The sequence below is a fragment of the Kitasatospora sp. NPDC022856 genome (assembly GCF_055561235.1).
This window is the reverse complement of the sequence record NZ_JBVHHE010000017.1, coordinates 24,348-43,618: the sequence shown is the minus strand read 5'-3', so window position 1 is coordinate 43,618 and position 19,271 is coordinate 24,348. Positions and strand designations below refer to the sequence as shown.

Genomic DNA, 19,271 nt, shown 5'->3' with positions numbered 1-19,271 from the left:
CCCGGAACGGGCATGACGCGGGCGCGGCCGGGCAGAAGGGGTGACGCAGGCACCCGTCCGGTCCGGCCGATCCGGTCGGCCGCGACCGCGGAGCCCGGTCGGCCCCGGCGCACGGGGCTCCCGGGCTCAGTTGGCCGCGGCGCGGGCACCGAGGCAGGCTGGAGGGGCGAAGCAGGAGCCCGGCCCGGCGGCCGGCCCGCACCACGGCAGGCTGTGGTGCTCTCGGGCGACCCCGGCCGGCCGAGGAGACGGAGCCCGTGATGACCGATATGAGCGCACGGTCCGAGGTGAGCGTCGATCGGGAGGAGGACATCCGCGCGGCCGACCCCGAGGAGGGCATCACCTCGATGCAGAACCAGCACGCGCAGGACACCTCGCAGGCGGAGGGCGCACCTCCGGAGGAGCCCGAGGCGTACAGCTGACCTTCCAGGACGAAGGATCTCCACGAGGCCGCCCGCCGGACGGGCGGCCTCCGCGACCGCGGGTGTCGCTGCCCGCTCGGCGGCGGCCCGGCGGGGAAGGATGGGCGCATGAGCGAGCAGCAGCAGAGCGCATCGGCGGCGCGGGGCGGACGGCCGACCGGGAGGCCCGGGGACCCGCGGGCGTCCTGGGCCACCTGGACCACTCAGTCGATCATCAGCGGACCGGGCGGAGTCACCACCGCCGAGGTCGGCCCGATCTCCGGCGACCTCACCGTGCACACCACGTGGGTGGACGGCGAGGCCCGGCTGACCGTGCAGTACACCGGGGCGCTGGACTGGTACACCGTGGCCGGCAGCCCCGTGCCGGCGACGGACGAGATCACGGCGCGGGCGATCCACCAGGCCATGGTCAACACCGTGAAGACCGGGCGCGGGGCCTCCGCCCCGCAGGCGCCCGGCGTCTGAGGCGCACACGGGGGTGACCCCGCTCCCGGGTGCCCGGGAGCGGGGTCACCCCCGTGTGGCGTTCCCCGACGCGAGTCGCTCAGGGCCGCGGCTCGCCCCGCTCGCCCTTCAGCGGCGGGGCCGCGGCGGCCCAGTACGCGCGGTCCGCCGTGCTGCGCCGGTGCCTGAGGTCCTCCCGGACCTCCTTGGCGAGCTTGCGGGTGTCACGCCGGTTGACGGTGGCGCCGATGCCTGCCCCCACCAGCAGTGGGATCAGCGAGGGCAGGCGGCGCAGCGTACTGCGGGTGAGCCGTTTGCGGACTTGCTGACGGACCTCGGAGCCGAGCGCCATCGCGGCGAACCCGGCCGGCTTCACCAGCAGCGTCGCGTCGATGCCCCGGCGGTTGGCCCAGGCCGCCACGTAGGCGGAGGCCCGCTGGGTGGCCGTGCCCTGGGCCGCGAGGCCGTACACCTCGTGCAGTTCGGCGATCAGCTTGATCTCGACGGCCGCCACGGCGAGCGTCTCGGCGGCGATCTCCAGCGCCATCGCCGGCGGCACGGGCAGCATCGCCGCGGCCCCGACGCCCGCGCCGAGCGCGCCGGAGGCGCGGCTGGCGCCGCTGACCAGCAGGTCGGCCAGCCGCTCGGGGTCGGCCGCGTCCGGGTGCTGGGCGCGCAGGGTGGTCAGGCTCCGGACCGGGATGCGCGGCGCGGCCTGCACCAGCTGGTCGGCGAGGGCCCGGCCGCCGTAGGCGGCACCCTTCGCGGCGGCCAGGCCGCCGCTGCCGAGCCGCCGGGAGACGGACCCGAGCAGGGCCGTGGCCCGGCGCTTGTCGCGCTCCGCGCGGTACTCGGCGAGCTGCCCGGCGGGCCCGCCCTCGACGCCGGGGGCGGGCCGTTCCAGTTGTTCGACGAGGTCCGCCAGTTCCTCGGCGACCTGTTCGGGGGCGGGCTCCGGCTGCCGGGAGCGTCCCGGTCTCCTGAAGATTGCCATGCTCTGCGGGTACCCGGTGAACCGCGGAGGTACGCGCTATTCGGTGATCTCCACCCCGCGCCAGAAGGCCACCCGGCCGCGGACGTGCTCGGCGTCCGGCAGCGGGTCGCGGTAGTACCAGGCCGCGTCGGGGTTGAGCTTGCCGCCGATGTCCAGCGTGTAGTACTCGGCGGTGCCCTTCCAGCCGCAGACGGTGGTGGTGTCGGACGGGCGCAGGTACTCCGCGCGCACGGATTCGGCCGGGAAGTAGTGGTTGCCCTCGACCACGGTGGTGTCGTCGCTCTCGGCGACGACCGTGCCCTGCCAACTCGCTGTAGTCATGAGCCGATTCTGCCCGAGGCCGCGAGGGGACAACCGGCCGGGCGTGACCCGGCCCGCCGCCGGCGCGGTCCGGTGGGCCGCGCCGGCGGCGGAGGGCTGCCCGCTACGGCAGTGGTTCGGCGTGCACCGGGAAGTGCGGGGACTGGTGCCCCCCGCTGGCGAGCATCCGGACCTCGCCCGAGTCGCTGATCTCGGCCCGGACGATGCCCGTGGCGTCCTCGTAGACGGGGTGGCCGCCGGGACCGGTCGTACTGGTGCGGGAGACCACGACCACGTCCTGCGGGGCCTGGGTGCCGGGCGTGCCCGGGAAGGTCAGTACGTAACGGTTCGCGGGGTTCATCGCCGATCTCCTCGGTCCACCTGGTCCCAGCTGTCCCTGGCGCCCATGCTGCCCCTACAGGTCTGCGCCGGGCCGGCCGGCGGCTTCCCGCCGTCGGATCAGGCGGCGGCCCCCGTGGTCCGGGCGGGAGCGCCGCGGACCTCCAACTCGTCGAGCAATCGGGCGGTGGCCTCGGCGACGGCTTCCACGGCGCGGTCGAAGGCCTCCTGGTTGTGCGCCGCCGGGGCGCGGAACCCCGACACCTTCCGCACGTACTGGAGGGCGGCCGCGTGGAAGTCCTCATCGGAGGCGTCCGGCGTCACGGGCGGTCTCAACGTCTTGATACTGCGGCACATGACCCCAGTCTCGCGCGCGGGGGCGCCGCTGGCGACCCCCATGTGTCACCGTCCGGCCATGGGCGGCACCTGGTGGGGTCATCCGATCGGATTAGGATTTCGCCCAGACGAATTGCCCGTCATCCCCGCGCCGCCCCGCTCCCCCACCCCGCTCCCCCACCCCGCTCCCCCACCGGGTCGCCCCGCCCGGTCACCTGTCTGCACCGGCCCGACGACCGTGCCGGACCCCCTGCCCGGCTCCCGCCCGGGCGTCACCCCGGAGTCCCCCTTGCCACTCGCGCTGGTCGCCCTGGCCGTCACCGCGTTCGCCATCGGCACCACCGAATTCGCCGCCATGGGGTTGCTGCCCCAGGTCGCCGAGAACCTCCACGTCTCCATCCCCCAGGCGGGGTGGCTGATCTCCGCCTACGCCATCGGCGTGGTGATCGGCGCACCGCTGCTCACCGCGCTCGCCGCCGGACGGCCTCGCAAGCCCGTGCTGGTCGCGCTGGCCGGCCTCTTCGCGACCGGCAACCTGCTCTGCGCGATCGCGCCCGACTTCTGGTCGCTGGCGGCGGCCCGGTTGATCACCGGGCTGCCGCACGGGGCGTTCTTCGGCGCCGGGGCGGTCGCGGCCGCCGAGCTGGTCGCCCCGCAGCGGCGGGCCCGGGCGGTCGCCGTGATGTTCTCGGGCCTGACCGTCGCCAACATCGTCGGGGTCCCGGCCGCGACCCTGCTCGGCCAGCACCTCGGCTGGCGGGCCACCATGCTGGTGGTGGTCGCGATCGGCGCGCTCGGCACCGTCGCCATCGCGCGGCTGGTACCCCAGCTGCCCACGCCCGCGCAGTCCGGCCTCCGGCACGAGCTGGGGGCGTTCCGCAGCGGACAGCTCTGGCTGGCCCTCGGCACGGTGGTGTTCGGCTGCGGGGGATTCTTCGCCTGCTACAGCTACATCACCCCCCTGCTCACCGAGGTCTCCGGCTACGCCACCGGATCGGTGACGCTGGTGCTGGCGCTGTTCGGGGTGGGCATGACGATCGGCAACGTGCTGGGCGGCATCGCCGCCGACCGCGCGCTGCGGCCGACCGTCTGCGCCGCCTTCCTGCTGCTCGCCGCCACCCTGGCGCTCTTCGGGGTGACCGCCCGCACCGAGTGGTCGGCCGCCCTGACGGTGGTGCTGGTCGGGCTCTTCGGCTTCGCGATCGTCCCGGCCGTGCAGACCCTGGTGCTGCAGAAGGCCCGCAACGCCCCGACCCTCGCCTCGGCGACCGTGCAGGGCGCGTTCAACCTGGCCAACGCCCAGGGCGCGTACTTCGGCGGCCTGGCCCTGGACGCCGGGCTCGGCTGGACGTCGCCGACCCTGGTCGGCTCGGGCCTCGCCGCCTCGGGTGCGGTGATCGCGGTGATCGCCTGGGCCGCCGACCGCCGCCGCCCCGGGACGGCCGCCCCGGTACCGGTCCCGGCCCTCGGTCACCCCCTGTCCACCGCCGAGGCAGTCGCCCGCACCTGACCGGCCGGGCGGGGGCGCGCCGGGCGGTGCGCCGCACCCGATGGCCTCGCCCCGTTCGACCGCCTACGCCGTCCGACGCTCCACCGGCTCGATCTTCCGGTGGGCGTCGGCCAGGAGGCGGTAGCCCTCGCCGTTGAAGGTGACGCCCGCCCGCTCCTCCTCGGTCAGCTCGCGCCGGATCCTGGCCGGCACCCCGGCGACCAGGGAGCCCGCCGGCACCTCCATGCCCTGCGGGACCACGGCCCCGGCCGCGACCAGCGAACCGGCCCCGATCCGGGCGCCGTTCAGCACCGTGGAGTTCATCCCGACCAGCACGTCGTCCTCGATCACGCAGCCGTGCAGGACGGCGTTGTGGCCGACCGAGATCCGCTCGCCGATCACCAGCGGGAAGCCCAGGTCCGCGTGCAGCGTGCAGTTGTCCTGGATGTTGCTGCCCGCGCCGACCGTGATCGCCTCGGCGTCGCCGCGGATCACCGCGCCGTACCAGACGCTCGCCCCGGCGCCGACCGTGACCGACCCGACCACGACAGCGTTGGGTGCGACGAAGGCGGTCGGGTCGATGTCGGGCACCCGGCCCCCGACTGCGGCGATCAGCGGCTCTGCCATGTCTCGTCCTCCTGGCGACAATCGACCGTCATGTGCCGGTCATGATGGCACCCCGGTCGTGGACCGCCCCCAGCACCCCGGTGATCGTGCCGGGGAGGTCACCGGACCACGCCGGTGGCCGCGAGGGTGCCGGTCGCCGTGGGCGGGGTGGGCGGGGTGGCCGCGGTGGCCGGGTGGGTGTCGCAGAGGGCGGTGGCGACCAGGGCTTCGACGGTGGCGTTGGCCGCCGGGAGGTCGGAGAGGTCGTACGGGTTGACGGAGGCCGTGAACTGCCGCCGGCCGTCCGAGGCCCCGTACATCAGGGTGGTGTAGCCCGGGATTCCGCCGCTGTGGCCCCAGTACTCGCCGCAGGCCGTCGACGTCCGCTGGAGGCCGAGGCCGTACTCGGCGGGACCGCTCTGCGGGGTGGTCCGCTTCATCTCGGCGAGTTGGGCCGGGGCGAGCAGCCGCCCGCCGAGCAGGGCGGAGACGAACCGGGCGAGGTCGGTGGTGGTGGAGATCCCGGCCCCCGACGCACCGGCCATGCTCGGGTCGAGCAGGGTGACGTCCGCCGGTCCGGAGGCGAGCTTGTAGTAGCCGTGGGCGTGCGGGCCGGGGACGAAGGGCGAGTTGAGCGGCATCGAGGTACCGGTCAGGCCGAGCGGGCGGATGATCCGGCGCTGGACCTCGTCGGCCCAGCCGCGGCCGGTGAGACGCTCGATCAGCATCCCGATCACCACGTAGTTGGTGTTGGAGTAGTGCCAGCCCTGCCCGGGGGCGAAGTACGGGGGGTGCTGGGCGGCGAGGCCGACGAGCTCCCCCGGCGCGTACGGGCGCCAGCGGCCGACGTCGAGCCACTGCTGCAGGGCGGCGGGGTCCTCGTCGAAGGAGAAGGACGGGTCCTCGGTGTAGTTGAACAGGCCGCTGGTGTGGTTCAGCAGTTGGCGGACGGTGATCTGCCCGCCGTTCGGCACCACGCCGGGCAGGCGGCTCTCCACCGGGTCGTCCAGGCCGACCCGGTGCTCCGCCACGAGCTGCAGGACCACCGTCGCCACGAAGGTCTTGGTGACGCTGCCGATCCGGAACCGGCCGTCGGCGGTGGCCGGGGCGCCGGTGGCGAAGTCGGCCGTCCCGGCCGCGCCCTTCCAGACCGTGCGTCCGCGCTCGGCGACCAGCCCCAGCGCGGCGGAGGCGCCGCCCTGGGCCACCGGCCCGCGCACGGCCGCGTCCAGCGCCGCCCGGTCGACCCGGTCGGCGCCGCCGTCGGCCACCGGCCGGCCGGACCCGGGCGCCGCGCCCTGGGCACCCGCGACGGGGGCGAGGGCACCCACCAGACCGGCGCCGGCCAGCGCGACCGCCACCGCCCGTACGGCCAGCCCCCGCCGTCGCCGCCCCCGGTCCCGCCCGCCTTCCGGGCCCGTCCACTCCGCCCGGCCCGCCCGATCCCTCGTCGTTCCCGTCATGCCGCCGCCCTCCGGTGTCCGAACGGGCGGACCTTCCACAACATCCGCCCCGGTCCTGTCGACTGACACTCTGACAGCGGGGGGAGACGTACACGTCCGACCCAGGTCCCGAGCCTCTCCACCGCTGGTCCGATCTTCCGTCGGCGTGTCGCTCCACCCACCGGCGGAACAGGACCCTGACAGGCTGAGGGGCACCCCTCCGCCTTGGGGCGGAGGGGTGCCCCTGGGTCCGTCAGGGTCAGGCCAGCGGGGCCTTGACCCGGAGGACCTCGATGAAGGCGCGGATCCAGGCGGGGTGGTCGGGCCAGGCGCGGGCCGAGACGACCACGCCGTCGACGACCGCCTCGCCGTCGACGTACTCGGCGCCCGCGGCGGCCACGTCGGGCTCCAGGGCCGGGTAGGCGGCGCTGCGGCGGCCGGAGAGCACGCCGGCGGCCGCGGTGATCAGCGGGCCGTGGCAGATCTGCGCCACCGGCTTGTCGGCGTCGAAGAAGTGCCGGACGATCCGCTGCACGTCGGTGTTGTTCCGCAGGTACTCGGGGGCACGGCCGCCGGGGATGACCAGGGCGACGTACTCGGCCGGGTCCACGTCCGCGACGGCGAGGTCGGCGGGCCAGGTGTAACCGGGCTTCTCCGTGTAGGTGTCGTAGCCGTCGACGAAGTCGTGGACCACGAACTGGAGCCGCTTCTTCGTCGGCGCCGCGATGTCGACCTCGTAGCCCTCCTCCAGCAGCCGCTGGTAGGGGTAGAACACCTCCAGCGACTCCGCGGCATCACCGGTGACGAGCAGGACCTTCGATGTCATCGCCGACATCCCTCCATGTGATCGGTCGTCAGACATGGTGCTGGCCCGCGCCGGTGGCGGCCGGGGCGGGCCGGGAACAACCTCCCGCACCCGGCCGCGCCGACGCAACGGGGCACACCGCTCGCACACCCGGCGCGTGACGCGTGACACGCGCCATGGGCGAGCCGTGTGCGCCGTCGCCAGGGCCTACGCGCCCCTTCCCGGGCGGCCCCTAGACTCCCTGGTGCCCAGGTCAGCCCCCGAAGGGAGTCCGCACGATGTCGGACCGCACCAGCTACCTCGTCCTGCCCGGCTACCAGGGTTCCGGGCCCGCCCACTGGCAGACCCGGTGGGAGGAGGCCGACCCGGCGGCCTTCCGGCGCGTCCAGCAGGAGGACTGGGACTTCCCGGAGCCGGACGCCTGGGTGGCCGCCCTCGATGCCGCGATCGCCACCGCGGCGGCCGGCGGGCCGGTCGTCCTGGTGGCACACAGCCTCGGGTGCGTCGCGGTGGCCCGCTGGGCGGCCGCGGCCGCCGCCGGACGGACCGCCGCCGTCCGGGGTGCGTTGCTGGTCGCACCCGCCGACATCGACAACGCCGACGTCCCGGCGCTCGCGGGCTTCCGCCCGGTGACCCTGGAGCGGCTGCCCTTCCCCTCGCTGGTGGTCTCCAGCACCGACGACCCCTGGGTCACGCCGGAGCGTGCCCGCGCCTTCGCCGAGGCGTGGGGCGCCCGGTACGTGGAGCCCGGCGCCCACGGACATCTCAACGCCGACTCCGGGCTCGGTGACTGGCCGGACGGCCGGAAGCTGCTCGCCGAGCTCTGAACAAGGACTGAGGGGCGGGAGGTGGGGGGAGCCGGGCGCTCCCCCCACCGTTCTGGGATAGGACCGTGATCACCCTCCGGAGCAGAATCGGGGGCACACCGACTCCTCTGGAAGGACACTCAGTTGATGAACCGCCTGTCCCGCCCGCTCGCAGTCGCCGCGCTCGCCGTCGCCGCCGTTCTGGCCGGCGGGGCCGGGGCCGCCCAGGCCGCCGGCGTCGACCTCCCGGCCCACGGTCCGCTGACGGTGGCCGACCAGCCCGACAGCCAGTTGTCCGCCGCCAACCGGTGTGATGTCGAGTACACCGTCGCGTACTACAGCTACCGCACCCAGGGCTACCCGGAACTGGAGTCGATGCTGCACGCGGAGAAGTCCTACGCCCTCTGCCAGGTCAACGGCTGACCCGGCCCCCGCTCCGTCCGAGGGCGCACCCGGCCCGCACCGGGTGCGCCTCGGGTGCGTTCCTGACGGGTGCACGGCGGATCTTCGCCCGCAGTTCGCCCGAACGCCACCCGGCCGGGCGCCGCTGCTCCTAGTCTGCGGGCGACGACCATCAGCGTCCCGCCCCCAGCGCGAGCCAGGAGCCTCCATGACGAACCGTCCGCTCGACGGCAGCAGCTCGACAGATTCCTCCGCACCCGGCACGGCCTCCTCGCGCCGCCGGTTCCTGCGTGCGACCGGCGCCGCCGGCCTCGGTGCGGCCGCGTTCGCGGCGACCGCGGGCGAGGCGTTCGCGGCCCCGGCCGACGAGCAGCCGGACGCCGCCGAGGGGCGCGCGGACGCCGGAGCGACGGCCGGCACCCGCTCCCCGGTCCGCACCGGTACCGGCCTGGACCGGCTGCCGCACCCGCTGGTCATCGGCCACCGCGGCGCGCCCGGCTACCGCCCCGAGGAGACCCTCGGCTCCTACGAGCTCGCCCTGGAGCTCGGTGCGGACGTCATCGAGCCGGACCTCGTCCCCACCAAGGACGGCCACCTGGTGATCCGGCACGAGAACAACATCGGGGAGACGACGGACGTCGCCGACCACCCCGAGTTCGCGGGCCGGAAGACCACCAAGACCATCGACGGCCTGCCGCAGACCGGCTGGTTCACCGAGGACTTCACGCTCGCCGAGCTGCGCACCCTGCGCGCCAAGGAGCGCCTCCCGCAGCAGCGCCAGCGCAACACCCTGTACGACGGCCGGTGGCCGGTGCTCACCTTCCGCGAGCTGGCGGACTTCGCCAGGAAGCGCGGACGCGAGCTCGGCCGCGAGGTCTGGCTCTACCCGGAGACCAAGCACCCAAGCTACTTCCGCTCGATCGGTCTGCCCCTGGAGGAGCGGCTCGCCGACGAGCTGCGCCGCGCGGGCCTGGCCGGCCGGCGCGGGCGGGCGATCCTGCAGTCCTTCGAGCCGAGCAGCCTGCAGCGGCTGGCCAAGCTGGTCGACAACCCGCGGATCCAGCTGCTGGGCGGCGCGACCACCCAGCCGTACGACTTCGTGCTGTCCGGGGACCGGCGCACGGTGGCCGACCTGGTGACCCCGGCGGGGCTGCGCTGGATGGCCGGCTTCGCCCACGGCATCGGCCCGACCACCCAGCTGATCGCACCGGTGGACGGGAGCGGCAAGCTCCTGCCGCCGACCACGCTGGTCCGCGACGCGCACGCCGCCAACCTGCTGCTGCACCCGTACACCGTCCGCAACGAGAACGCCTTCCTCCCGCTGGACTACCGCCGCGGCACCGACCCGAACGCCTACGGCGACGCCATCGGGTGGGCACGCCACCTCTACGAGCTGGGCGTGGACGGCTTCTTCACCGACCAGACCGACACCAGCGTGCTGGCCCGGCAGGACTTCTGGGCCGCGAACGGCGTCCACTGACCGACCGCCCCCGAACCCGGCGGTGCCCCGGACCGTAGGGCGGTCCGGGGCACCGCCGTCGGCCGGTCCGGTCAGCCGTCGTTCTGCGAGCCGTCCGGCCGGTCGCCGTCGCCCCGGCCGGTCTGCTCGGTGTGCTGCTCGGTCTGCTGGTCGGTGTGCTGCTCGGCGGGCTGGGTCGAGCGCGGCCGCCCCGGGTCCGCCGTCCGGCCGCCGGGCGCGCCCGCACCGGTCGGGGCGGTGCCCGGCGAGGCCGTGCCGGAGCCGCTCGGGCTCCCGCTCGGGTTCGGATCACGCTTGGGCGGGTCCGGGATGTACACGGTGTCGAAGGTGTCCCGCGGCATGCCCTTCAGCGCCTGGTTCATCGCCAGCTGCCAGATCGGGCCCGGGCCGGTGGCTCCGAAGATCTCCTGGTAGTACTTGCCCCCGATCCGGATGTTCTTCATCGGCACACCCTTGGCCGGGCCGCCGAGCCAGACCGAGGCCGCCAGGTTGGCGGTGTAGCCGCTGAACCAGGCCGACTTCTTCTCGTCGGTGGTACCGGTCTTGCCCGCGATCTGCCGGTCGCCGTCCAGCCCGAGCTCGCGCGCGGTGCCCTTCTCCGTCACCCCGAGCAGCACGGTGTTGATGACGTCGGCGGTGTCCTCGGACATCACCCGCTCGCACTTGGCGGGGACGACCGGGACGTCCTTGCCGTCCACCGTGGTGATCCGGTTGATCGCGAGCGGCGCGCAGTAGGTGCCCTCGGCGGCGAAGGTCGCGTAGACGTTGGCCATCACCAGCGGGCTCACCTCCTGGGTGCCGAGCCCCAGCGCGGGCAGTTCCTGGAGCGGATCGCCGCTGGCCTTGGTCGCCACGCCCAGCTTGTTGGCCATCTGCTTGACCGCGCAGAGGCCGATCTCCTGCTCCATCTGGACGAAGTAGGTGTTGACCGAGAGGGCCATCGCCTGCTTCAGGTCGTACGGGCCGGACTCCTTCTCGGACTCGTTGGGGATCGAGCCGCCCTTCTTGCCCTTCTCCAGGTTCTTCCAGGTGCCGTCGCAGGTCTTCATCGTCGGCCAGTCCATCCGGTTTGGCGCCGGGTAGATCTGGGTCGCCGGCAGGCCGGCCTCCAGCGCCGCGGCGGCGACGATCGGCTTGAAGTTGGAGCCCGGCTGGAAGCCGTTGCCGCCGCCCATCCCCGCGTCCGCGTTGTAGTTGACGACGGTCTGGTTCTTGTCCGGATCCAGGCCGTAGGGGCGGGTCTGGGCCATCGCCAGGATCTTGCCGCTGCCCGGTTCGACCATGGTGATCGCCGCCGAGACCGGGTCCGTCACGTAGACCTTCTTGGTGACGGCGTTCTGGGCGGCGGCCTGCTTGTCCGGGTCGAGGGTGGTGGAGATGTTCAGGCCGCCCTGGTCCCACAGCTTCTTGCGCTCGGCGGCGCTCTTGCCGAACACCGGGTCCTGCTTGACCACGTGCCGGACGTAGTCGCAGAAGAAGCCCATCCCGGCGTTGGCGGTGATGCAGCCGTTCTGCGGGTCCTTGTACTTCAGCCCCAGCGGGGTCGCCTTGGCGTCCCGGGCCTGCGCGGCGGTGAGGTGCTTGTTCTCCACCATCTTGTCGATGACGGTGTCGCGGCGCTTCTGGGCGGCGACGGGGTGCAGCTTGGGGTCGTACTGGGACGGGTTCTGCACCAGACCCGCGAGCATCGCGGCCTCGGGGACGGTGAGGTCCTTGGCGTCCTTGCTGAAGTACCGCTGCGAGGCCGCCTGGATGCCGTACGCCTGGTGGCCGTAGAAGGTGATGTTCAGGTAGTTGGTGAGGATCTGGTCCTTGGTCAGGTCCTCCTCCAGCTTGATGGCGTACTTGAGTTCCTGGATCTTGCGGCCGAGGGTCTTGCGCTGGGCCTCCAGGACGGCGGCCTGGTCGTCGCCGGCCTTCTCGACGTTGACGTTCTTCACGTACTGCTGGGTCAGCGTCGAGGCGCCCTGGACGGTGGTGCCGCTCTCGGCGTTCTTGGTGGCGGCCCGGAGCACACCCTTGAGGTCGACCGCGCCGTGCTCGTAGAAGCGCGCGTCCTCGATGTCCACCTGGGCCTGCCGTATCAGCGGTGACATCTGGTCGGCGGGTATGACGGTGCGGTCGCGCTCGTACACCTTGGCGATCAGGCCGCCCTTCGCGTCGAAGATCTGCGAAGCCTGGCTGAGCGGCGGGGTCTTGAAGTCGTCCGGGATGCTGTCGAAGTTGTCCGCGGTGTTCTTGGCGGTCAGCCCGAGCGCGCCGGCCGCCGGCAGGGCCACGCCCGCCAGCAGGACGCCGGCCAGCGTGCTGTAGCCGAGGAACTTCACCGCGTGACCCGCCATGGCGAGCGGACTCTCGCGGCGCCGGGTGCGCGGGACCCAGGTGTCGCCCGGGTCGGGGGAGGAGATACGGCGACTCTTCCGTGACATAGGCGGAACACTACGTCCACGAAAACCCTGCATGGGACGGGTGTTGGCCAAGCTTTGTCACAAATCGGCGACAGATTCACCCCGTCGGAGCCGGTCGGCCACCCGGCCCCGCCGGCGCCCCGAAGCCCGAAGGACCGTTCGTCCACGGTGATTCCGTCTCGCCGGCCGCCCCCGGGGTCCGGACCCCGACACACCCGCCGGCTCCGCCCGTCAGTCGCCGCGGCGCTTCTTCCGCAGGCCGAACACAGCCCCCACCACGGCGAGGAGGAACAGGACGCCGAGCGTCCGGTCCGACGGCCCCTCGGACGAGGAGGACGAGGACGACGAGGACGACGACCCGTCGGCCCCGCCCGCGGCCGCCGACCCGGACGGCGGCGCGGCCGCACCGGAGGAGGGCGCGGCCGAGGGCAGCGGCTGGACGGTGTCCGGGAGTTGGTCGTCGTCGAGCGGCGAGCGCCAGACCGGACTGTCCTTGCCCTCGGTGCCGTAGAGCAGCGCCCGGCCGTCCACCGTGAAGGTGACCGACTCGCCCTGGCGCTGGAAGGGCGTGGAGAGCGGGCCGAGCTTGACGGGCGCGCCGTCCTTCCAGCGGTAGAGGGTGGCGTCGAAGTAGCCGCGCAGGACGAGCCGGGTGCCGTCCGGGGAGAACGCCCCGTCGGTGATCCAGGGGACGTCGACCATCCGCCGGAAGGTGTTCACCCCGGCGGTGGAGAGCTTCTCCGGCCCCTGGTAGAGGCCGCCGCCGCCCTGCTTCTTGCTGGCGATGTAGGCCCGGCCGGTGACCGGATGGACCATCAGCGCCTCGGCGTCGCGCGGGCCGTCCTCGTAGCGCACCCGGTAGCGGACCGTCTCCACGGTCTGGTCGCGCAGTTCGGCGGGCTCGGCGAAGGCGTAGATCCAGACCTCGGGCCACTTGCCGCCGAGGTTGTCGCCGATGTCCCCGACGTAGATCCGGCCGTCCGGGCCGATCGAGATCGCCTCCACGTCACGCGGCTCGATGCCGCGCAGCGTGACGGTGGCGACGGTGCGCCCCTGCGAGTCCACCGCGTAGACGTAGGGGCCGTCGTCGCTGTCGTTGTGCGTCCAGTAGACGCCGGGGTGGGCGTGGCTGGCGGCGAGGCCGCTGGACTCGGTGATGCGCGGGTCGGAGATGGTGAACGCCTGCCCGGGCCGGTCGGCCGCGCGGGCGGGCGGTGCGGCGACCACGGCGGTCCCGAGGGCGGCGGCGGTCGCCAGGGCGGGTGCGAGCAGCGCCGCCGCGGCGCGGGCCGCCCCCCGGCCCGGACCCCGCCGCGTTTTCGTTCGCGTCCTCAGCACCCGGCGATCCTCCCACGACAGTCGGGCCAGGCGCCTTCCCTTCTTCTCGTCATCTTGACGAGATCAACCGCCGCCGAATATCGTCGGAGTGACGAAAAGGGGAAAGGGACCTCCCATGGCCGACATCACCAAGCGTTTCGGACTGCGCCACCTGCGCGCCGTCCCCACCGCCCACATCCGGCACCTGAACCGCGGCAAGGTCGTCCACGACGGCCCGGGCCTGGCGTTCTGGTTCCGGCCGCTCACCGCCGCCCTCTCCGAGGTGCCGGTGGACGACCGCGAGCTGGCCATGCTGTTCCACGCCCGGACCTCCGACTTCCAGGACGTCACCGTCCAGGCCACCCTCACCTACCGGATCACCGAACCCGCCGTCGCCGCCGCCCGCGTCGACTTCGGCCTCGACCCCGACAGCGGCGCCTGGCGCGCCGCCCCGCTCGACCAGCTCGCCACCCTGCTCACCGAGACCGCCCAGCAGCACGCGCTCGGCCTGCTCGCCCGCACCCCGCTCGCGGCCGCGCTGGCCGACGGCGTCAGCGCCGTCCGCGACCGGATGGCCGAGGGGCTCGCCGCCGAACCGCGGATCACCGAGACCGGGCTCGCCGTGATCGCCGTCCGGGTGGTCGCGCTGCGCCCCGAGCCCGAGGTGGAGCGCGCGCTGCGCACCCCCGCCCGTGAACTCGTCCAGCAGGAGGCCGACCGGGCCACCTTCGAACGGCGCGCGGTCGCCGTCGAGCACGAGCGCGGCATCGCCGAGAACGAGCTGGCCAACCGAATCGAGCTGGCCCGGCGAGAGAAGCAGTTGCTGACCCAGCAGGGCGCGAACCGGCGCCTCCAGGCCGAGGACGAGGCGGTCGCCGACCGGGTCCGCGCCGAGGCCGAGGCGGAGCGCCGGACCAGGCTCGCCACCGCCGAGGCGGACGCCGCCCGGGCGCTGGGCGAGGCCCGGGCCGCCGCCGAGGCCGCCTGGCTCACCGCCCACCAGCAGGCCGACCCGGCCGTGCTGCGGGCACTCGCCCTGATGCGGCTGGCCGAGCACCTGCCCCGGATCGAGAACATGACCGTCACACCGGACCTGCTCACCGGGCTGCTCAGCCGACTCTCCCAGAGCGCGGGCGACCAGTGACCCTCGCACCCCGGGCCGTCCTGGTGCACCGCCGCACCGAGTACGAGGAGCTCCTGGCCCACCACGGCACGCCCGGCCAGGCCTCGTTCTTCCTCGCCGCCCGCGGCCGGTCGATGGCCGAGGCCGAGGAGCGCCACCGCCGGCAGGCCGACGCGCTCGCCCGGGCGGCGGCCGCGGTGCCGCTGGAGTGGCGGCGCAGCCGGGTCGAGCGGGCGGACCTGCCGCGCTTCCTGTTCGAGCCCGAGGACGTGGTGGTCGTGGTCGGCCAGGACGGGCTGGTCGCCAACGTCGCCAAGTACCTGGACGGCCAGCCGGTGATCGGCGTGGACGCCGACCCCGGCCGCAACCCCGGCGTCCTGGTCCGCCACCGCGCCGACGCGCTGCCCGCCCTGCTGCCGGCCGCCGTCGCCCGCTCGGGCGCCCGGCACCTGGAGGAGCGCACCATGGTCGAGGCGGTCGCGGACGACACCCAGCGGCTGCTGGCCCTCAACGAGGTGTACGTCGGACAGCCCGGGCACCAGACGGCCCGGTACCGGCTGGCCGTCGAGGGCGAGCCGGGCGAGGGCGAGCCGGACGGGGGCGGGGGCCGGGATACGACCGGCCGGAGTTCGAGCCGGTCCGTCCCGTCGAGCACGGCCGACCGCCCGCGGTCCGCCCCGCCCGAGCCGCAGGCCTCCTCGGGCGTGCTGGTCGGCACCGGTACGGGCGCCACCGGCTGGTGCCGCTCCGCCTGGCTGGAGCGCGGCGGCCCGCTGACCCTGCCGGAGGCCGCCGCGCCCGCGCTGGCCTGGTTCGTCCGGGAGGCCTGGCCCTCCCCCGCCACCGGCACCAGCCGGGTGCACGGGGTGCTCGACGGCGGCCGGCGGCTGGTGCTGACCGTCGAGTCGGACCGGCTGGTCGCCTTCGGCGACGGCATCGAGACGGACGCGCTGGAGCTGACCTGGGGGCAGAGCATCCGGCTCGGTGTGGCCGCGACCCGCCTACGGCTGCTCGGCTGAGCGGGGCGTGGCGACGACGGCCCCGGGAGGGCGCTACGGCAGGGTCAGGATGCGCGGTCCCTCCTCGGTGATCGCCACGGTGTGCTCGAAGTGCGCGGCCCGGCTGCCGTCGGTGGTCCGCAGGGTCCAGCCGTCCTCGTCGGTCAGGTAGTCGGACCGGCCGCCGCCGGTCAGCATCGGTTCGATGGCGAGCACCAGCCCCGGCTTGAGCGGGTAACCCCGGCCCGGGCGGCCCTCGTTGGGCACCGACGGCTCCTCGTGCATCCGGCGCCCGATGCCGTGCCCGCCGAACCCCTCCGGCACCCCCCGGCGGGCCCGCCGCGCGACCGCGGCGATCGCGTGCCCGATGTCACCGGTCCGGTTGCCGACCACGGCAGCGGCGATCCCGGCTTCGAGCGCCCGCCGGGTGGCGTCGATCAGCGCGGCGTCCTCCGCGCGGGGCGTCCCGACGACGAAGCTGACGGCGGCGTCGCCCGCCCAGCCGTCCAGCACCGCCCCGCAGTCGATGCTGACCAGGTCACCGTCGCGCAGCCGGTAGCCGTCCGGGATGCCGTGCACCACGGCGTCGTTGACGGAGGCGCAGATCACCGCCGGGAACGGCACGGGCGCGAAGGACGGCCGGTACCCGAGGAACGGCGACACCGCGCCCGCCCCGCTCAGCACCCCGCGGGCCACCTCGTCCAGCTCCAGCAGGCTCACCCCCACCGCGGCCGCCCGCTCGACGGCGGCCAGCGCCTCGCCGACCACCCGCCCGGCCTCCCGCATCGCCGCCAGCGCCGTGTCGTTCTTGAGTTCCACCATGGCCGTGCCCTCCCGCATCTCCACCCAATTCTTATACCGGTATATCTATCACGGTCCAGTCGGGTCTAGGATCGGCGCATGGTGAGGACTCCGCTGACCCCCCGGGAACGCGAACGCGGCGAGCGCTTCGGCGCCCTGCTGCGCGCGGCCCGCGGCACGCGCAGCATGGTCGAGATCGCGGCGGTGGCGGGGATCTCCTCGGAGACCCTCCGCAAGATCGAGACCGGCCGTGCCCCCACACCGGCCTTCTTCACGGTCGTGGCACTGGCCTACGCGCTCGACCTCTCCCTCGACGACCTGGCCGCCGCCTGCGCCCTCCCGCACGACGGCGAAGCCCTGTCCGCCTAGGACGGCACACCGGGCGGGGCCGGACGGACGTGAACGGCCGACCGGAAACCGGTCGGCCGTTCACGGGGGGCGAGCGTCAGGCGGGGCGGGTGTCAGGCGGTGATGCCGCCGTCGAGGACGAGGTCGGCGCCGACGGTGTAGGCGGACTCGGGCGAGGCGAGGTGGAGGACGGCGGCGGCGATCTCCTCGACGGAGCCGGCCCGGCCGACCGGGACGTCCGACTTCATCCGGTCCGCCTTGTCGGCGGCGCTCTCGCCCGGGCGGCTGGACATCGGGGTCTCCACCGGCCCGGGGCTGACCGAGTTGATCCGCACGCCCTCGGCTATGTGGTCGCGGGCCGCGCTGCGGGTCAGGGCGCTGACGGCGGCCTTGGTGACCGCGTAGGCGCCGAGGCCCGGGAGCCGCATGTGGACGCCGAGGTTGGAGGCGATGTTGACGATGGCGCCGCCGCCCTGGGTCCGCATGTGGGCGATCTCGTGCTTCATGGCGAGCCAGGTGCCGGTCAGGTTGGTGTCGACGACCCGCTGCCAGTCCTCCTCGGCGAGGTCCGCGATCGGTGCCACCGCGCCCAGGATGCCGGCGTTGTTGACGGCGATGTCCAGGGCGCCGAGCCGGGCGACGGTCTCCCGGACGAGCCGGGCGGCGTCGGCGGCGTCCGCGACGTCCCCGACGAGGGCGACGGCCTTGCCGCCCTCCTCCTCGATCAGCCGGACGGTCTCGGCCAGCGGGTCCTCGGTGCGGCCGGCGACCGCGACGCGGGCCCCCTCCCGGGCGAACGCGAGGGCGATGCCCCGGCCGATGCCGGTGCCGCCGCCGGTGACCAGGACGGACTTGTCGGCGAAGCGCGTGGTCATGCTGAGTACTCCTCGGTGTGGGTGAACGGGGGTCGTGCGGGTCGGGAGCGGGCCAGCAGGGTGACCGCCGCGGCGGTCAGCGCGAGGCCCGCGGCGGCCGCCGCGAGGGCGGCGGCGTAGCCGCCGACGGCGGTGGGACGGGTGGCGGCGAGCGCCATCAGGGCGGCGACGCCGGCGGTGGGGCCCAGCTCCATCGCGGTGTTCAGGACGCCCGCGGCAAGACCGGCGCGCCCGGGCCGGACGCCCCCGGTGGCGAGGACGGCCGAGCCGGCGAAGGCGGGGCCGGCCCCGGCGGGCAGCAGGAGCAGACCGGGCAGCAGTCCGGTGGCGAAGGAAGTGGCGGGGCCTACGCCGGCCAGCAGCGCCAGGCCTCCGGCGGCCACCGCCAGGCCCCCGGCGGTGACGGCGGCCGGTCCGTGGCGGGCGATCAGCGGTCCGGCCAGCCGGCCGGCGGCCAGCAGGACCGCCGCATACGGGAGGAAGGCCGCCGAGGTCGCCAGCACGCCCCAGCCGCGGACCTGTTGGAGGTAGAGCGGGAGGATCAGGAAGACCAGCGCGGTGCCCGCGGCGGTCGCCATGACGGCGACCAGGGCGGCGGCCCGGCGGCGGTCGGCGAGGAAGCCGGGCGGCAGCAGCGGGTCGGCGGTGCGCCGTTCGGCGGCGGCGAAGGCGAGCAGCAGGGCGGCGCCGAGCACCAGCGGAAGGAGCACCACGGGTTCGCCCCAGGTGTGCTCCCCGGACCCGACCAGGCCGCAACTGACCGCGGAGACACCGGCGGTGGCGAGCGCCGCACCCCGCAGGTCGAGCGCCGGGGGTGCGCCGGGGGCCGGCTCGGCAGCAGGGAGCAGGCGACCGGAGAGGGCGAGCCCGGCCAGCGCCACCAGGACCGGCACGGCGAACATCCAGCGCCAGGAGACCCAGGCGGTGACTACGCCGGAGAGCAGGCTGCCACCGGTGGCACCGAGCGCCGAGAGGCCGCCCCAGGTGGCCATCGCCCGGCCGTAGTCGGCGGACCGGGGGAAGAGCGACCGCACCACCGCGACCGCCGCCGGAGCGGCGAGCGCGGCGCCGACGCCCTGGGCGAAGCGCGTCACCAGCAGGACGGCGAAGGTGGGGGCGAGCGCGCCGGCCACCGAGGCGACGGCCAGCAGGACGAGGCTGACCCGCAGCATCCGGCGGCCGCCGTGCCGGTCGGCGAGCCTGCCGCCGAGCAGCAGCAGGGAGCTGAAGGAGAGTCCGTACGCGGCGCTGAGCAGCAGGATGCCGGACGGGCCGAGGCCGAACTCCCGGCCCACCAAGGGCAGCGGGACGGAGAGGATCATGATCGTGAAGATCAGCGTCGCCTGCACGGCACCGAGCAGGGCGAACCCCGACCGCGGTGACGCCGGCGACGGGGCCGACGGAGCCGGCCGCGAAGGCGCCCGCGCGGTGGCGCGGGCGGGCGCAGGCCGAGAAACCGGCGAGTCCACCCGTGCGGGTGTCGAAACCCCCTGTGCCATCGAATCCCCCTAGTTGATAATGACCGTTCGGTCCAGA

22 protein-coding genes are annotated in these 19,271 nt (G+C 74.5%); 10 read left to right on the top strand and 12 right to left on the bottom strand.

Annotation, left to right across the window (positions count from 1 at the left end):
• Window positions 1–260: 260 nt before the first annotated feature.
• The gene (locus ACZ34W_RS22480) at window positions 261–422 is read left to right on the top strand and encodes a hypothetical protein (RefSeq protein WP_329485968.1); all 162 of its coding nucleotides are present in this window, start codon (window positions 261–263) and stop codon (window positions 420–422) included.
• A gap of 108 nt (window positions 423–530) precedes the next feature.
• Complete coding sequence (locus tag ACZ34W_RS22475) at window positions 531–887, top strand: hypothetical protein (protein ID WP_465606470.1); 357 nt, start codon at window positions 531–533, stop codon at window positions 885–887.
• Between the two features lie 79 nt (window positions 888–966).
• On the opposite strand, the gene ACZ34W_RS22470 is transcribed toward ACZ34W_RS22475, so the two are convergent.
• The 4 genes from ACZ34W_RS22470 to ACZ34W_RS22455 form a co-directional block, all read right to left on the bottom strand.
• Window positions 967–1,860, bottom strand: a complete 894-nt coding sequence (locus tag ACZ34W_RS22470; protein ID WP_465606468.1) for a hypothetical protein — start codon at window positions 1,858–1,860, stop codon at window positions 967–969.
• A gap of 36 nt (window positions 1,861–1,896) precedes the next feature.
• Complete coding sequence (locus ACZ34W_RS22465) at window positions 1,897–2,181, bottom strand: DUF427 domain-containing protein (protein WP_465606466.1); 285 nt, start codon at window positions 2,179–2,181, stop codon at window positions 1,897–1,899.
• Window positions 2,182–2,284: 103 nt separating this feature from the next.
• Window positions 2,285–2,521, bottom strand: coding sequence for a DUF6296 family protein (locus ACZ34W_RS22460; protein ID WP_329485972.1), 237 nt, complete (start codon window positions 2,519–2,521; stop codon window positions 2,285–2,287).
• Window positions 2,522–2,619: 98 nt separating this feature from the next.
• The gene (locus ACZ34W_RS22455) at window positions 2,620–2,856 is read right to left on the bottom strand and encodes a DUF2277 domain-containing protein (RefSeq protein WP_329485973.1); all 237 of its coding nucleotides are present in this window, start codon (window positions 2,854–2,856) and stop codon (window positions 2,620–2,622) included.
• Window positions 2,857–3,124: 268 nt separating this feature from the next.
• Between ACZ34W_RS22455 and ACZ34W_RS22450 the strand changes: the two genes are divergently transcribed.
• Entirely contained in the window at window positions 3,125–4,345 is a 1,221-nt protein-coding gene (locus tag ACZ34W_RS22450; protein WP_465606463.1) for an MFS transporter, read from the top strand.
• 63 nt (window positions 4,346–4,408) lie between these two features.
• On the opposite strand, the gene ACZ34W_RS22445 is transcribed toward ACZ34W_RS22450, so the two are convergent.
• The 3 genes from ACZ34W_RS22445 to ACZ34W_RS22435 all read right to left on the bottom strand — a co-directional run bounded on the left by ACZ34W_RS22445 (window position 4,409) and on the right by ACZ34W_RS22435 (window position 7,198).
• The gene (locus ACZ34W_RS22445) at window positions 4,409–4,951 is read right to left on the bottom strand and encodes a gamma carbonic anhydrase family protein (RefSeq protein WP_359809896.1); all 543 of its coding nucleotides are present in this window, start codon (window positions 4,949–4,951) and stop codon (window positions 4,409–4,411) included.
• Window positions 4,952–5,049: 98 nt separating this feature from the next.
• Window positions 5,050–6,291, bottom strand: coding sequence for a serine hydrolase domain-containing protein (locus ACZ34W_RS22440; RefSeq protein WP_465606460.1), 1,242 nt, complete (start codon window positions 6,289–6,291; stop codon window positions 5,050–5,052).
• Window positions 6,292–6,631: 340 nt separating this feature from the next.
• A complete protein-coding gene (locus ACZ34W_RS22435) occupies window positions 6,632–7,198 on the bottom strand; it encodes a DJ-1/PfpI family protein (RefSeq protein WP_465606458.1) in 567 nt (188 codons plus the stop codon).
• Between the two features lie 257 nt (window positions 7,199–7,455).
• Between ACZ34W_RS22435 and ACZ34W_RS22430 the strand changes: the two genes are divergently transcribed.
• The 3 genes from ACZ34W_RS22430 (at window position 7,456) to ACZ34W_RS22420 (ending at window position 9,865) form a co-directional block, all read left to right on the top strand.
• Window positions 7,456–8,004 (top strand): RBBP9/YdeN family alpha/beta hydrolase, encoded by a 549-nt coding sequence (locus ACZ34W_RS22430; protein ID WP_465606456.1) that lies wholly within the window; start codon window positions 7,456–7,458, stop codon window positions 8,002–8,004.
• Between the two features lie 126 nt (window positions 8,005–8,130).
• Window positions 8,131–8,406, top strand: coding sequence for a hypothetical protein (locus tag ACZ34W_RS22425; protein WP_329485980.1), 276 nt, complete (start codon window positions 8,131–8,133; stop codon window positions 8,404–8,406).
• Between the two features lie 187 nt (window positions 8,407–8,593).
• Window positions 8,594–9,865, top strand: a complete 1,272-nt coding sequence (locus ACZ34W_RS22420) for a glycerophosphodiester phosphodiesterase (RefSeq protein WP_465606454.1) — start codon at window positions 8,594–8,596, stop codon at window positions 9,863–9,865.
• 71 nt (window positions 9,866–9,936) lie between these two features.
• Here the strand turns inward: ACZ34W_RS22420 and ACZ34W_RS22415 are convergent, their stop codons facing one another.
• Both ACZ34W_RS22415 and ACZ34W_RS22410 read right to left on the bottom strand, forming a co-directional pair.
• Window positions 9,937–12,294 (bottom strand): transglycosylase domain-containing protein, encoded by a 2,358-nt coding sequence (locus ACZ34W_RS22415; protein ID WP_465606451.1) that lies wholly within the window; start codon window positions 12,292–12,294, stop codon window positions 9,937–9,939.
• A gap of 210 nt (window positions 12,295–12,504) precedes the next feature.
• Window positions 12,505–13,545: a hypothetical protein gene (locus ACZ34W_RS22410; RefSeq protein WP_465606692.1), complete on the bottom strand. Its 1,041-nt coding sequence runs from the start codon at window positions 13,543–13,545 to the stop codon at window positions 12,505–12,507.
• 181 nt (window positions 13,546–13,726) lie between these two features.
• Here ACZ34W_RS22410 and ACZ34W_RS22405 point away from each other — a divergent pair, with 181 nt between their 5' ends.
• Together ACZ34W_RS22405 and ACZ34W_RS22400 are read left to right on the top strand one after the other, a co-directional pair.
• A complete protein-coding gene (locus tag ACZ34W_RS22405) occupies window positions 13,727–14,734 on the top strand; it encodes an SPFH domain-containing protein (protein ID WP_329485983.1) in 1,008 nt (335 codons plus the stop codon).
• Window positions 14,731–15,732, top strand: coding sequence for a hypothetical protein (locus tag ACZ34W_RS22400; protein WP_465606449.1), 1,002 nt, complete (start codon window positions 14,731–14,733; stop codon window positions 15,730–15,732). Before ACZ34W_RS22405 ends, ACZ34W_RS22400 begins: the two co-directional genes overlap by 4 nt.
• 33 nt (window positions 15,733–15,765) lie before the next feature.
• Here the strand turns inward: ACZ34W_RS22400 and map are convergent, their stop codons facing one another.
• The gene (gene map, locus ACZ34W_RS22395; RefSeq protein ID WP_465606691.1) at window positions 15,766–16,533 is read right to left on the bottom strand and encodes a type I methionyl aminopeptidase; all 768 of its coding nucleotides are present in this window, start codon (window positions 16,531–16,533) and stop codon (window positions 15,766–15,768) included.
• 78 nt (window positions 16,534–16,611) lie between these two features.
• Here map and ACZ34W_RS22390 point away from each other — a divergent pair, with 78 nt between their 5' ends.
• Window positions 16,612–16,881: a helix-turn-helix domain-containing protein gene (locus ACZ34W_RS22390; RefSeq protein WP_329485985.1), complete on the top strand. Its 270-nt coding sequence runs from the start codon at window positions 16,612–16,614 to the stop codon at window positions 16,879–16,881.
• 92 nt (window positions 16,882–16,973) lie between these two features.
• Here the strand turns inward: ACZ34W_RS22390 and ACZ34W_RS22385 are convergent, their stop codons facing one another.
• Window positions 16,974–17,735, bottom strand: a complete 762-nt coding sequence (locus ACZ34W_RS22385; protein WP_465606446.1) for an SDR family NAD(P)-dependent oxidoreductase — start codon at window positions 17,733–17,735, stop codon at window positions 16,974–16,976.
• Window positions 17,732–19,057, bottom strand: a complete 1,326-nt coding sequence (locus tag ACZ34W_RS22380; RefSeq protein WP_465606444.1) for an MFS transporter — start codon at window positions 19,055–19,057, stop codon at window positions 17,732–17,734. The genes ACZ34W_RS22385 and ACZ34W_RS22380 overlap by 4 nt, the downstream gene beginning before the upstream one ends.
• Here ACZ34W_RS22380 and ACZ34W_RS22375 point away from each other — a divergent pair.
• Entirely contained in the window at window positions 19,056–19,247 is a 192-nt protein-coding gene (locus ACZ34W_RS22375; protein ID WP_329485988.1) for a hypothetical protein, read from the top strand. The genes ACZ34W_RS22380 and ACZ34W_RS22375 overlap by 2 nt on opposite strands.
• The last annotated feature ends 24 nt before the right edge of the window (window positions 19,248–19,271 follow it).

Coding starts and splice junctions, on each gene's coding strand:
- ACZ34W_RS22405 (WP_329485983.1), top strand. CDS start 13,727: ATGGCCGACATCACCAAGCGTTTCGGACTGCGCCACCTGCGCGCCGTC.
- ACZ34W_RS22420 (WP_465606454.1), top strand. CDS start 8,594: ATGACGAACCGTCCGCTCGACGGCAGCAGCTCGACAGATTCCTCCGCA.
- ACZ34W_RS22430 (WP_465606456.1), top strand. CDS start 7,456: ATGTCGGACCGCACCAGCTACCTCGTCCTGCCCGGCTACCAGGGTTCC.
- map (WP_465606691.1), bottom strand. CDS start 16,533: ATGGTGGAACTCAAGAACGACACGGCGCTGGCGGCGATGCGGGAGGCC.
- ACZ34W_RS22460 (WP_329485972.1), bottom strand. CDS start 2,521: ATGAACCCCGCGAACCGTTACGTACTGACCTTCCCGGGCACGCCCGGC.
- ACZ34W_RS22470 (WP_465606468.1), bottom strand. CDS start 1,860: ATGGCAATCTTCAGGAGACCGGGACGCTCCCGGCAGCCGGAGCCCGCC.
- ACZ34W_RS22390 (WP_329485985.1), top strand. CDS start 16,612: ATGGTGAGGACTCCGCTGACCCCCCGGGAACGCGAACGCGGCGAGCGC.
- ACZ34W_RS22435 (WP_465606458.1), bottom strand. CDS start 7,198: ATGACATCGAAGGTCCTGCTCGTCACCGGTGATGCCGCGGAGTCGCTG.
- ACZ34W_RS22425 (WP_329485980.1), top strand. CDS start 8,131: ATGAACCGCCTGTCCCGCCCGCTCGCAGTCGCCGCGCTCGCCGTCGCC.
- ACZ34W_RS22375 (WP_329485988.1), top strand. CDS start 19,056: ATGATCGTGAAGATCAGCGTCGCCTGCACGGCACCGAGCAGGGCGAAC.
- ACZ34W_RS22455 (WP_329485973.1), bottom strand. CDS start 2,856: ATGTGCCGCAGTATCAAGACGTTGAGACCGCCCGTGACGCCGGACGCC.
- ACZ34W_RS22380 (WP_465606444.1), bottom strand. CDS start 19,057: ATGATCCTCTCCGTCCCGCTGCCCTTGGTGGGCCGGGAGTTCGGCCTC.
- ACZ34W_RS22465 (WP_465606466.1), bottom strand. CDS start 2,181: ATGACTACAGCGAGTTGGCAGGGCACGGTCGTCGCCGAGAGCGACGAC.
- ACZ34W_RS22475 (WP_465606470.1), top strand. CDS start 531: ATGAGCGAGCAGCAGCAGAGCGCATCGGCGGCGCGGGGCGGACGGCCG.
- ACZ34W_RS22385 (WP_465606446.1), bottom strand. CDS start 17,735: ATGACCACGCGCTTCGCCGACAAGTCCGTCCTGGTCACCGGCGGCGGC.
- ACZ34W_RS22415 (WP_465606451.1), bottom strand. CDS start 12,294: ATGTCACGGAAGAGTCGCCGTATCTCCTCCCCCGACCCGGGCGACACC.
- ACZ34W_RS22480 (WP_329485968.1), top strand. CDS start 261: ATGACCGATATGAGCGCACGGTCCGAGGTGAGCGTCGATCGGGAGGAG.
- ACZ34W_RS22445 (WP_359809896.1), bottom strand. CDS start 4,951: ATGGCAGAGCCGCTGATCGCCGCAGTCGGGGGCCGGGTGCCCGACATC.